Consider the following 11,371-nt stretch of genomic DNA (forward strand, 5'->3'; position numbering starts at 1 on the left):
CGCGCGACGCGCGACAGGGGCCAGCCCGCGAAACATAGAGCAATAAAAACGGAATGGGTTCAGCATTCGAAGGCGTTTTTCAGCCATTGAAGCGGCCGGCCTGCGTGGTGGCTGCCCTGCAGGGCGACTACGTCGAAGCGGCAGGGGTGATCGGTCCAGCGGGGTTCCTCGTGCAGGAACTGGTTGGCGGCAAGCACCAACCGTTTTTGCTTGCGCCCATCGATACTGCCGAGGGCGCCGCCGTAACTCCCGTGCAGGCGGTAGCGGACTTCGACGAATACTACTGTATCGGTGTCGAGCATGACCAGATCAAGCTCGCCCCCCTTGCACCGCCAATTGCGCGCCAGCAGTTGCAGGCCATGCCCTCGAAGGTGATCGAGGGCTTGCGATTCCGCAGCCTGGCCGGCGGCAAGAGGCGAGGCGTCGGGCATCAGCGTGGGGTGTCCGGCAGGCGCTTGACCTGGCCGCCAGCGAACTCGGCCCACGGCAGCTGGCGTTCGACACGCTGGCTCGGGCTCATGCTCAGGCTGCCCGACAGGCCTTCGATGCGGTTGTCCGGCAGGGCCTTGAGCTGGCCGAGGCGGGGCGCCAGGCTGTAGGCGTCGACACCCATGGCGTACAGGCGGCCGAGGCTGCCTGCGGCCTGCGGCCACTGCTGCACCACCTGCTGGCGCAGGCTGTTGGTGTTGTCCAGCAGCCACGGGGTTTCGCAGAAGCGGATGCCGTTCATGTCGTTGTACTGGTTCACGTCACCGCTGGCACTGTACAGGTTCGAGGTGGCGTACACCGGCACGTCGCCGGCGTACTGGAAGTTCAGGGTCGGTTTGATCTGCTGGGCCTGCTGCGGGGTCGAGGCGAGGAAGATGAAGTCGATGTCCTGGCGGCGCGACGGCTGCGCGGCGATGGTGCCGCCCACGGTGCTTTGCAGGCTCTTGGCGCGGCCTTCGCTCTGGCGCAGTTGGAACAATTCGGCGATCTGCTGAGCCAGGGCCACGGGCTGGGCAATGCGTTCGGCGGCGAGCAGGGTGCCGCCGTTGGCTTCCCAGTCCTGGCGGAACGCGGCCAGCACGCGGTCACCCCATTCGCCGCTCGGCACCAGGGCCACGGCGCGGACCAGGCCGTCGGCGCGGGCGCGGCGCGAGACTTCGCGAGCTTCGTCTTCGGCGGCGAGGCCGAACTGGAACAGCTGTGGCGGAGCCTTCTGGCCGGCTTCTGCGTAGTTCAGGGCGAGGGTGGTGATCGGCAGTTGCGGGTAGTCGGCGAGCTTCTTCACCAGCGGTTTTTCCAGCGGGCCGACGACCAGTTGCACGCCGGCGGCCTGGGCCTGGCGGTAGAAGTCGTCGAGCGAGGTCAGGCGCGAGCTGTCGAACACCTGCACCGCTGGTGGCTGCTGGCCGGCCTGCTGGGCCTGGAAGTGCGCGGCCATGAAGCCGTCGCGCAGGGCGCGGGCGACACCGGCCAGCGGGCCCTCCTGGGGCAGCAGCAGGGCGATCTTGGTCAGTGGCTGGCTGGCCAGCTCCTTGAGCTTGACCAGTGCCTGGGGCAGTTGCTGGGCGGCCGGGTGGTCGGGGTTCTGCTTGCGCCAGGTGTCGATGGCCGCCTGTTGCTGTTCAAGTGTGCCGGCGCTTTTCACTGCCAGGGCCAGGTTGGTCCAGCCGGCCAGGGTCGGGTTGCTGGCGGGTTGGCGCAGTTGCTCCGCGGGCAGCGAGGCGACCAGGGACCAGATCGCATCGTTGTTGGCGTTGGCCGCCTGGCCGCTGAGCAGCGGGGCGAGCAGCACACGCTGCTGGGCGGCGGCCAGGGCCTGGCCGTCGGCCTCGAGGGCGGTGGCATGCACGCTGTGGGTGCGTACCTGTTGCTCGGGTGGCAGCTCGGCGACCCTTTGCAGGCTTGGGTGCGACAGCGCGGCCAGGGCTGCCTTCGGTTGATTGCGGCTCATGGCCAGTTCAGCCGCCAGGGTGCTGGCGAACACCTGCTGAGCGGGCTTGAGCGTGTCCAGCGGAACTTGTTCGAGGATGCGTGCGGCGCGCGGGAAGTCTTTCTGCCGGTAGGCCATGTCGGCGGCGCTCAGGCGCAGCAGCGCGGCGTCTTCGGCGGACTTGCTGGTGGCCGCCTTGTCGAGCAGTTGCTCGATGCTGGCGTCCGGGGTGCGTGGCAGTTCGCCCAGGCTGGATGAGGGCGAGCTGGCGCAGGCTGCCAGCAGGGCAGCGAGACAGAGGGCTGTGAGCAGCCGCAGGCAAGCGATCATGTAAGGGTCCTGTTACTCGATCAAGTTGGCCGGCAATTGTACCCAAGCGTTGGCCGGGGCGCGATCATGCCGACGCGGAACCTTCACTATAGGTCGCTCGCCCGGAGCCGGCGGCGAAGTTGTTTGCGCGTTGTCGCCGGCGCTCGGGCTACAATGGCGCCTTTGATCGGCAAGGCAGGTGTGCGCAGTGACTGATGTTGCAGGGGCTTCGAAATCCACGGTGGGGACGCTGTACGTCGTCGCCACGCCCATCGGCAATCTCGATGACATGAGCGCCCGGGCGCTCAAGGTGTTGGCTGATGTGGCGCTGATCGCCGCGGAAGACACCCGGCATTCGGTACGTCTGCTGCAGCACTTCGGCATCGACACCCCGCTGGCGGCTTGCCATGAGCACAACGAGCGCGACGAGGGCGGGCGCTTTATCACACGGCTGCTGGCGGGCGACGATGTGGCGCTGGTGTCCGATGCCGGCACGCCACTGATTTCCGACCCCGGTTACCACCTGGTGCGCCAGGCCCGTGCCGCCGGGGTGAAGGTGGTGCCGGTGCCTGGCGCTTGCGCCTTGATCGCGGCGCTGTCCGCCGCAGGCCTGCCGTCTGACCGTTTCATCTTCGAAGGTTTCCTGCCGGCCAAGACCGCCGGGCGCAAGGCACGCCTGGAGCAGGTCCGGGAAGAGCCGCGCACCTTGATCTTCTATGAGGCGCCGCACCGCATCCTCGAATGCCTGGAAGACATGGAGGCGGTATTTGGCGGTGACCGCCCGGCGGTACTGGGGCGCGAGTTGACCAAGGCCTTCGAGACCCTCAAAGGGCTGCCACTGGCCGAACTGCGTGCGTTCGTTGCCGGCGATGCCAATCAGCAGCGGGGCGAGTGCGTGGTATTGGTGGCGGGTTGGAGTGCGCCGGACGACGAGCAGGCGATCAGTGCCGAGGCGCAGCGCGTACTGGATTTGCTGCTGGCGGAGCTGCCGTTGAAGCGGGCGGCGGCGTTGGCCGCGGAAATCACCGGCGTGCGTAAGAATCTTCTGTACCAAGCGGCCTTGGATAAACAGAAAAACCACTAATGGCTTAATGATATTATTTAGTTCGCGCTTGTTCTTGGGCGCGCCTGCCGTTAACCTTGTCGGCGGAGAGTCGATCGGACAGTCGCTGCCTTCTTTTGTTCCGCAAAAGAGGGGGGAGGAAAGTCCGGGCTCCATAGGGCAGAGTGCCAGGTAACGCCTGGGAGGCGCGAGCCTACGGAAAGTGCCACAGAAAACAACCGCCTAAGCACTTCGGTGCCGGTAAGGGTGAAAAGGTGCGGTAAGAGCGCACCGCACGACTGGCAACAGTTCGTGGCTAGGTAAACCCCACTCGGAGCAAGACCAAATAGGGTTCCATACGGCGTGGCCCGCGTCGGAACCGGGTAGGTTGCTAAAGGCGTCCAGTGATGGCCGTCGTAGAGGAATGACTGTCCTCGACAGAACCCGGCTTACAGATCGACTCTCCTCCCTTCCCCTCTGCTTTCGAAGCAGATCCGCGTTTGTAATGCCGAAAAATTCTTACTCTTAATAAATTACTTTAAGTGTCCACTCTATCCGGTTGAGTGCGTTTGATTTTTCCCGTCATTTTTCCTCTTCGGCACTCCTTCCACCTTCCTTTGTTGCGCTAAATCGCGGTCCTGTAAGGGTTTTCCTTATGAACGTGCCTTGACGGTGTGGCGGGCGGATTCCTATAGTGTGCGCAAGTGGCAGAAAGTGGGATGAAGTGGGTTTTCTGGCACAAAAAACCAAACATTGTGGGGAATCGCAGACGTGTTCCGCGGAGCCAACGCCGTCAGCCTCGATGCAAAGGGCCGTCTCGCCATGCCGAGTCGGTACCGTGACGAGCTCGATTCACGGTGCAATGGCCAGCTGATCGTGACGATCGACGCTGTCGATCCCTGCTTGTGCGTTTACCCGCTCGACGAGTGGGAACAGATAGAAGCCAAGTTGCGCGCCTTGCCGTCGTTGCGTGAGGAAAACCGTCGCCTGCAGCGCCTGCTGATCGGCAACGCGGTTGACCTGGAGCTCGATGGCAGCGGGCGTTTCCTGGTGCCGCCCCGGCTGCGCGAGTACGCCAAGCTCGACAAGAAGGCGATGCTGGTGGGGCAACTGAACAAATTCCAGCTGTGGGATGAAGATGCCTGGAACGCGGTTTCGGCAGCTGACCTTGCAGCTATTCAACAACCGGGCGCCATGCCCGATGACTTGCGTGACCTGATCCTGTGACGATAGATAGCGGCTTCAACCACATCACCGTGCTGCTCGACGAGGCTGTCGAGGCATTGGCCCTGCGCGCCGACGGTTGCTATCTGGACGGTACGTTCGGCCGTGGCGGTCACAGTCGCCTGATTCTCAGCAAGCTCGGGCCGCAGGGGCGACTGCTGGGCTTCGACAAGGATCCACAGGCGATTGCCACGGGGCAAGCGCTGGCGGCCGAAGACGGCCGCTTTGTCATTGTGCAGCGCAGCTTTGCCGAGCTGGGCCAGGAGGTCGCCGCGCGCGGGCTCGATGGCAAAGTCGGCGGTGTGCTGCTCGACCTGGGCGTGTCTTCGCCGCAGTTGGACGACCCAGAGCGCGGCTTCAGCTTCCTCAATGATGGCCCATTGGACATGCGCATGAACCCAGGCCAGGGTTTCAGCGCCGCTGAGTTCATCGCCAATGCGCCCGAGGAGGAAATCGCCCGGGTCTTCAAGGAGTACGGTGAAGAACGCTTCGCCAAGCGCATGGCCCGTGCCGTGGTGCTGCGCCGCGAACAGCAGCCTTTCACCCGCACCGGCGACCTGGCCGAAGTGCTCAAGGTCGCCAACCCTGCGTGGGAAAAGGGCAAGAACCCTGCCACCCGCGCTTTCCAGGGCCTGCGCATTCATGTGAACAACGAACTGGGCGACCTTGAGACCGGTCTCGCCGCAGCGCTCGACGCGCTGGAGGTGGGTGGTCGCCTGGTGGTGATCAGCTTCCATTCCCTCGAAGACCGTATCGTCAAGCTGTTCATGCGCAAGCTGGTCAAGGGCGAGGAAGACAATCTGCCGCGCAACCTGCCGGTGCAGCACAAGGCCTTCGAGCCGAAGATCCGTCTCATCGGCAAGGCGCAGTTCGCCTCCGACGATGAACTCAAGGCCAACCCGCGGGCGCGCAGCGCCGTGATGCGGGTCGCGGAGAAACTGCGGTGAGCCGGCTATTCGCCAAGCCTCTTCCAGGCGGGAGCTTCCTGATGCTCCTGCTGTTCCTGGGCGTCCTGGCGTCGTCGATTGCCGTGTCCTACAGCGCCCACTGGAACCGCCAACTGCTCAACACCCTGTACGGCGAGCTCAACGAGCGTGACAAGGCGCAGGCAGAATGGGGCCGGCTGATCCTCGAGCAAAGCACCTGGACCGCCCACAGTCGCATCGAAAACCTGGCAACCGGCCAGTTGAAGATGCATGTGCCGGGCGCTGACGAAGTGCGGATGGTGGCGCCATGATGAAGCTCGAAGGCGCACTCTACCCCTGGCGCTTCCGGGTGGTCATTGGCCTGCTGGTGCTGATGGTCGGCGCCATCTGCTGGCGCATCATCGACCTGCAGGTGGTCGACCGCGACTTCCTCAAGGGCCAGGGCGATGCCCGTAGCCTGCGACACATCCCTATTCCCGCGCACCGTGGCCTGATCACCGACCGCAACGGTGAGCCCCTGGCTGTCAGTACCCCGGTCACCACCTTGTGGGCCAACCCCAAGGAAATGCAGGCCTCCAAGGACCGTTGGCCGCAGTTGGCCGCGATGCTTGGGCAGGACCCTCATCAACTGACCGAGCGCTTGACCCAGCAGGCGAACAAGGAGTTCATCTACCTGGTCCGCGGCCTGACCCCGGAACAGGGCCAGCAGGTGCTCGACCTCAAGGTGCCAGGTGTTTACGGGCTCGAGGAGTTCCGCCGCTTCTACCCGGCGGGCGACGTCACCGCGCACATGGTGGGCTTCACCGACCTGGACGACCACGGTCGTGAGGGTGTCGAGCTGGCCTATGACGAGTGGCTTGCCGGGGTGCCTGGCAAGCGGCAGGTGATCAAGGACCGGCGCGGCCGGCTGATCAAGGACATCCAGGTCACCAAGAACGCCAAGGCCGGCAAGGCCTTGGCGTTGTCCATCGACCTGCGCCTGCAATACCTGGCCACCCGCGAACTGCGCAACGCCATCGCAGAGCAGGACGCCAAGGCCGGCAGCCTGGTGATCATGGACGTCAAGACCGGTGAGGTCCTGGCCATGGTCAACCAGCCGACCTACAACCCGAACAACCGCCGCAGCATGTTCCCGGCCGCGATGCGCAACCGGGCGATCATCGACGTGTTCGAGCCAGGGTCGACGGTCAAGCCGCTGTCGATGAGTGCCGCGTTGCAAAGCGGGCGCTGGAAGCCGACCGACAAGGTCGAGGTCTACCCGGGCAGCCTGCAGATCGGCCGCTACACCATCAAGGACGTGTCCAAGAGCGAGGGCCCGATCCTCGACCTGACCGGCATCCTGATCAACTCCAGTAACGTGGGCATGAGCAAGATCGCCTTCGACATCGGCGGCGAGGCCATCTATCGGGTCATGTCGCAGCTGGGGCTGGGCCAATACACGGGCCTGGGCTTCCCGGGCGAGCGCGTCGGCAACCTGCCCAACCACCGTGAATGGCGCAAGGCCGAGACCGCGACCCTGTCCTACGGCTACGGCGTATCGGTGACGGCCCTGCAATTGGTGCATGCCTACGCCGCCCTGGCCAACGACGGCAAGATGGTACCGCTGTCGATCCTCAAGCTGGACAAGGCGCCGGAGGCCACCCAGGTGGTGCCGAAGGACACCGCCGAAACCATCCAGGGCATGCTGCAGCAGGTGATCGAGGCACCGCGCGGGGTATTCCGTGCCCAGGTGCCGTTCTATCACGTGGGTGGCAAGTCGGGTACCGCGCGTAAAGCCACCGTCGGTTCCAAGGGCTACACCGAAAACGCCTACCGTTCGTTGTTCGCTGGCTTCGGCCCGATGAGCGACCCGCGCTACGCCATTGTCGTGGTGATCGACGAGCCGAGCAAAGGCGGCTATTTCGGCGGCCTGGTGTCCGCCCCCGTCTTCAGCAAGGTCATGTCCGGCACCCTGCGCCTGATGAACGTACCGCCAGACAACCTGCCGCCGGCCACCGAGCAGCAGGCGGTCAGTGCAGTGCCCGCCAAGGGAGGGCGTGGTTGATGACAATGCCGTTGAGCAAGCTTTTCGCCCATGCCAGCCGCGATCCGTTGATCCGCGAGTTGGCCCTCGACAGCCGCCAGGTGCGGCCGGGCGATCTGTTCCTCGCCGTACCGGGGGCCAAGGTCGATGGTCGCGCGCACATTGCCGATGCGCTGGCCCGTGGTGCCGCCGCCGTGGCTTATGAAGAGCAGGGCGCCAGCGTGCTGCCGCTGACCGACGTGCCGCTGATTCCGGTCAAGGGGCTGATCAGCCAGTTGTCGCAGCTTGCCGGGCGCTTCTATGGCGAGCCGAGCCGTCAGTTGGAACTGGTCGGCGTCACCGGCACCAACGGCAAGACCAGCGTCACCCAACTGTTGGCCCAGGCCCTCGATGCCCTCGGGCAGCGTTGCGGCCTGATCGGCACCCTGGGCACCGGTTTCCATGGCGAGCTGCAAAGCGGCCGCCTGACCACGCCCGACCCGATCGCCGTGCAGGCTACCCTGAACGACCTGAAGAAGGCCGGCGCCAAGGCGGTGGCCATGGAAGTATCGTCCCACGCCCTGGACCAGGGGCGGGTCGGCGCGCTGGCGTTCGATATCGCGGTGATGACCAACCTGTCCCGCGACCACCTCGACTACCACGGCAGCATGGAGGCCTACGAGGCCGCCAAGGCCAAGCTGTTCGCCTGGCCGAACCTGCGTGCCCGGGTGGTCAACCTGGACGACGACTTCGGTCGCCGCCTGGCCGAGGGCCATGGCGAGTCGCGGCTGATCAGCTACAGCCTGCTGGACCCCTCGGCCACGCTGTTCTGCCGCCAGGCAACCTTCAATGACGACGGCGTGCGTGCCGTGATCGTCACCCCGCAAGGCGAGCACGCCCTGCGCAGCCGCCTGCTGGGTCGCTTCAACCTGAGCAACATGCTTGCCGCGGTGGCCACGTTGATGGCGCTGGACTACCCGCTGGACGAGATCCTCAAGGTCACCCCGCAGTTGCAAGGCCCAGTGGGGCGCATGCAGCGTCTGGGCGGCGGTGCCAAACCGCTGGTGGTGGTCGACTACGCCCACACGCCGGATGCCCTGGAAAAGGTCTTGGAAGCCCTGCGCCCGCATGCTCATGGCAAGCTGCTGTGCCTGTTCGGCTGCGGTGGCGACCGTGATCGCGGCAAGCGCCCACTGATGGCCGAAGTGGCCGAGCGCTTGTCCGACCGCGTGCTGGTCACCGACGACAACCCGCGCAGCGAAGACCCGCTGCGTATCTTCGACGACATTCGCCCTGGTTTCGCCAAGCCCGCCGATGTCGAGTTCGTCGCCGGCCGTGGCGAGGCCATCGCACACCTGATCGCCACCGCCGCCGCCGATGACGTCATCGTCCTGGCCGGCAAGGGGCACGAGGATTACCAGGAGATCAACGGCGAGCGCCATGACTTCTCCGACCTGGTCGAGGCCGAGAAGGCACTTTCAGCCTGGGAGGCTCCACATGCTTAAGCCCATGACACTCAGTCAGCTGACCACGGCACTGAATGCGCGCCAGGTCGGCGCCGATGCCAGCTTCACCGGTGTCAGCATCGACAGCCGCAGCGTGGGGGCGGGCGAATTGTTCGTCGCCTTGGCCGGGCCACGTTTCGACGGTCATGACTACCTGGCCGACGTCAAGGCCAAGGGCGCGGTCGCAGCCCTGGTGGAGCGCGAGGTCGCGGGTGTCGAGCTGCCGCAATTGGTGGTTGCCGACAGCCGTCTGGCCCTTGGTCGACTCGGCGCATTGAATCGCGCTACGTTCGACAAGCCGGTCGCCGCCATTACCGGCTCCAGCGGCAAGACCACGGTGAAGGAGCTGCTCGCGAGCATCCTGCGCACCCGTGGCCCGGTGCTGGCCACCCGCGGCAACCTGAACAACGACCTCGGCGCGCCGCTGACGCTGCTGGAGATTTCCGCCGAGCATAGCGCCGCGGTGATCGAGCTGGGTGCCTCGCGCCTCGGCGAAATTCGCTACACCGTCGGCCTGACTCGGCCGCAAGTGGTCATTCTCAACAACGCCGGTACCGCCCACGTGGGTGAGTTCGGCGGCCCGGAAAAGATCGTCGAGGCCAAGGGCGAGATCCTCGAAGGCCTGGGCGAGGGCGGCGTGGCCGTGCTCAATCTCGATGACAAGGCGTTCGGGATCTGGCGCAAGCGTGCGGGGGCGCACTCGGTTCTGAGCTTCGCCCTGACCAACGATCAAGCCGATTTCCATGCCAGCGACATCGGCCGTGACGCCCGTGGTTGCCCGTCGTTCACCCTGCACGGTCCTGCCGGCAGCGTGCCGGTGACGTTGAACCTGCTAGGTACCCACAACGTCGCCAACGCCCTGGCCGCTGCCGCCGCCGCACACGCCTTGGGCGTGAGCCTGCCGGGCATCGCCGCTGGTCTGGGCGCGGTGCAGCCGGTCAAGGGGCGCACCGTGGCCCAGCTCGCGCCGAACGGCATGCGGGTGATCGACGACACGTACAACGCAAATCCCACCTCGATGTGCGCCGCCATTGATATACTCGCCGGCTTTTCCGGACGCACCGTTCTGGTGCTCGGGGATATCGGTGAATTGGGGCAATGGGCCGAGGAAGGCCACCGTCAGGTGGGCGACTACGCGCGCGGCAAGGTCGATGCCTTGTACGCGACCGGTACCAACATGGTTCATGCGGTCCAGGCGTTCGGCGCCAATGGCCGTCATTTCGCTACTCAAGCTGAGCTGATCGACGCCGTTCGTGCCGAGAGCGCCAGCGATACCACAATCTTGATCAAGGGCTCGCGCAGCGCTGCGATGGAAAACGTCGTGGCGGCTTTGTGTGGTGCCAGCGGGGAGAAACATTAATGCTGCTGCTGTTGGCTGAGTATCTGCAACAGTTCTACAAGGGCTTCGCGGTCTTCCAGTACCTGTCCCTGCGCGGGATTCTCGGTGTACTGACCGCGTTGTCCCTGGCCCTGTGGCTGGGCCCGTGGATGATCCGTACCCTGCAGATCCGCCAGATCGGTCAGGCCGTGCGTAACGACGGCCCGCAATCGCACCTGTCCAAGTCCGGCACCCCGACCATGGGGGGCGCGCTGATCCTCTCGGCCATCGCCATCAGCACCCTGCTGTGGGCCGACCTGACCAACCGCTATGTCTGGGTGGTGCTGATCGTCACCTTGCTGTTCGGTGCCATCGGCTGGGTCGATGACTACCGCAAGGTGATCGAGAAGAACTCGCGCGGCCTGCCGAGCCGCTGGAAGTATTTCTGGCAATCGGTGTTCGGCCTGGGCGCTGCCGTCTTCCTTTATACCAGCGCGCCAACCAGCGTCGAAACCACGCTGATCGTGCCGTTCCTCAAGGACTTCACCATTCCGCTGGGCATTGGTTTCGTCGTGCTGACCTATTTCGTCATCGTCGGCTCCAGCAACGCGGTCAACCTGACCGACGGGCTCGATGGCCTGGCGATCATGCCGACGGTGATGGTCGGCGGCGCCCTGGGCATCTTCTGCTACCTGTCGGGCAACGTGAAATTCGCCGAATACCTGCTGATCCCCTACGTGCCGGGCTCGGGCGAGCTGATCGTGTTCTGCGGCGCGCTGATTGGCGCGGGCCTCGGCTTCCTGTGGTTCAACACCTACCCGGCCCAGGTGTTCATGGGTGACGTCGGCGCCCTGGCGCTGGGTGCGGCCCTGGGCACCATCGCGGTGATCGTGCGTCAGGAAATCGTGCTGTTCATCATGGGCGGCGTGTTCGTCATGGAAACCCTGTCGGTGGTGATCCAGGTCGCCTCCTTCAAGCTGACCGGCAAGCGCGTGTTCCGCATGGCGCCGATCCACCACCACTTTGAACTCAAGGGCTGGCCCGAGCCACGCGTGATCGTCCGCTTCTGGATCATCACTGTGATTCTCGTGCTGATCGGCCTGGCCACCCTGAAACTGAGGTAAACG

10 protein-coding genes and 1 other RNA gene are annotated in these 11,371 nt (G+C 65.0%); 9 read left to right on the top strand and 2 right to left on the bottom strand.

Annotated features, from left to right (window positions below; genetic code table 11):
- Positions 1 to 59: 59 nt before the first annotated feature.
- Positions 60 to 431 (bottom strand): YraN family protein, encoded by a 372-nt coding sequence (locus tag P0Y43_RS08275; protein WP_275636816.1) that lies wholly within the window; start codon positions 429 to 431, stop codon positions 60 to 62.
- Positions 431 to 2,248, bottom strand: a complete 1,818-nt coding sequence (locus P0Y43_RS08280; protein WP_275636817.1) for a penicillin-binding protein activator — start codon at positions 2,246 to 2,248, stop codon at positions 431 to 433. The genes P0Y43_RS08275 and P0Y43_RS08280 overlap by 1 nt, the downstream gene beginning before the upstream one ends.
- 187 nt (positions 2,249 to 2,435) lie before the next feature.
- Here P0Y43_RS08280 and rsmI point away from each other — a divergent pair, with 187 nt between their 5' ends.
- From rsmI to mraY, 9 genes are all read left to right on the top strand, one after another.
- Positions 2,436 to 3,311, top strand: coding sequence for a 16S rRNA (cytidine(1402)-2'-O)-methyltransferase (gene rsmI, locus P0Y43_RS08285; RefSeq protein WP_275636818.1), 876 nt, complete (start codon positions 2,436 to 2,438; stop codon positions 3,309 to 3,311).
- A 66-nt stretch (positions 3,312 to 3,377) separates the two neighbouring features.
- Positions 3,378 to 3,737, top strand: an RNA gene (gene rnpB, locus P0Y43_RS08290) — RNase P RNA component class A.
- 303 nt (positions 3,738 to 4,040) lie between these two features.
- On the top strand, positions 4,041 to 4,496 hold the full coding sequence (gene mraZ, locus P0Y43_RS08295; RefSeq protein ID WP_011535546.1) for a division/cell wall cluster transcriptional repressor MraZ: 456 nt from the start codon (positions 4,041 to 4,043) through the stop codon (positions 4,494 to 4,496).
- Positions 4,493 to 5,440 carry a 16S rRNA (cytosine(1402)-N(4))-methyltransferase RsmH gene (gene rsmH / locus P0Y43_RS08300; RefSeq protein WP_430540231.1) on the top strand — a complete coding sequence of 316 codons (948 nt, stop codon included), beginning with the start codon at positions 4,493 to 4,495 and terminating at the stop codon, positions 5,438 to 5,440. The genes mraZ and rsmH overlap by 4 nt, the downstream gene beginning before the upstream one ends.
- Positions 5,437 to 5,730, top strand: a complete 294-nt coding sequence (ftsL, locus tag P0Y43_RS08305; RefSeq protein ID WP_275636819.1) for a cell division protein FtsL — start codon at positions 5,437 to 5,439, stop codon at positions 5,728 to 5,730. The genes rsmH and ftsL overlap by 4 nt, the downstream gene beginning before the upstream one ends.
- A complete protein-coding gene (locus P0Y43_RS08310; protein WP_275636853.1) occupies positions 5,730 to 7,463 on the top strand; it encodes a peptidoglycan D,D-transpeptidase FtsI family protein in 1,734 nt (577 codons plus the stop codon). The genes ftsL and P0Y43_RS08310 overlap by 1 nt, the downstream gene beginning before the upstream one ends.
- A complete protein-coding gene (locus tag P0Y43_RS08315; protein ID WP_275636820.1) occupies positions 7,463 to 8,926 on the top strand; it encodes a UDP-N-acetylmuramoyl-L-alanyl-D-glutamate--2,6-diaminopimelate ligase in 1,464 nt (487 codons plus the stop codon). The genes P0Y43_RS08310 and P0Y43_RS08315 overlap by 1 nt, the downstream gene beginning before the upstream one ends.
- Positions 8,919 to 10,286, top strand: coding sequence for a UDP-N-acetylmuramoyl-tripeptide--D-alanyl-D-alanine ligase (locus tag P0Y43_RS08320; RefSeq protein WP_275636821.1), 1,368 nt, complete (start codon positions 8,919 to 8,921; stop codon positions 10,284 to 10,286). The genes P0Y43_RS08315 and P0Y43_RS08320 overlap by 8 nt, the downstream gene beginning before the upstream one ends.
- Positions 10,286 to 11,368 (top strand): phospho-N-acetylmuramoyl-pentapeptide-transferase, encoded by a 1,083-nt coding sequence (gene mraY / locus P0Y43_RS08325; RefSeq protein WP_275636822.1) that lies wholly within the window; start codon positions 10,286 to 10,288, stop codon positions 11,366 to 11,368. The genes P0Y43_RS08320 and mraY overlap by 1 nt, the downstream gene beginning before the upstream one ends.
- The last annotated feature ends 3 nt before the right edge of the window (positions 11,369 to 11,371 follow it).

The sequence above is a fragment of the Pseudomonas entomophila genome (assembly GCF_029193575.1).
Lineage (GTDB): Bacteria > Pseudomonadota > Gammaproteobacteria > Pseudomonadales > Pseudomonadaceae > Aquipseudomonas > Aquipseudomonas entomophila_G.

What these genes read in the sequence shown, in the direction of transcription:
- P0Y43_RS08280 (WP_275636817.1), bottom strand. Translation starts at nt 2,248, where the DNA reads ATGATCGCTTGCCTGCGGCTGCTCACAGCCCTCTGTCTCGCTGCCCTG.
- P0Y43_RS08275 (WP_275636816.1), bottom strand. Translation starts at nt 431, where the DNA reads ATGCCCGACGCCTCGCCTCTTGCCGCCGGCCAGGCTGCGGAATCGCAA.
- P0Y43_RS08310 (WP_275636853.1), top strand. Translation starts at nt 5,730, where the DNA reads ATGAAGCTCGAAGGCGCACTCTACCCCTGGCGCTTCCGGGTGGTCATT.
- P0Y43_RS08320 (WP_275636821.1), top strand. Translation starts at nt 8,919, where the DNA reads ATGCTTAAGCCCATGACACTCAGTCAGCTGACCACGGCACTGAATGCG.
- P0Y43_RS08315 (WP_275636820.1), top strand. Translation starts at nt 7,463, where the DNA reads ATGACAATGCCGTTGAGCAAGCTTTTCGCCCATGCCAGCCGCGATCCG.
- mraY (WP_275636822.1), top strand. Translation starts at nt 10,286, where the DNA reads ATGCTGCTGCTGTTGGCTGAGTATCTGCAACAGTTCTACAAGGGCTTC.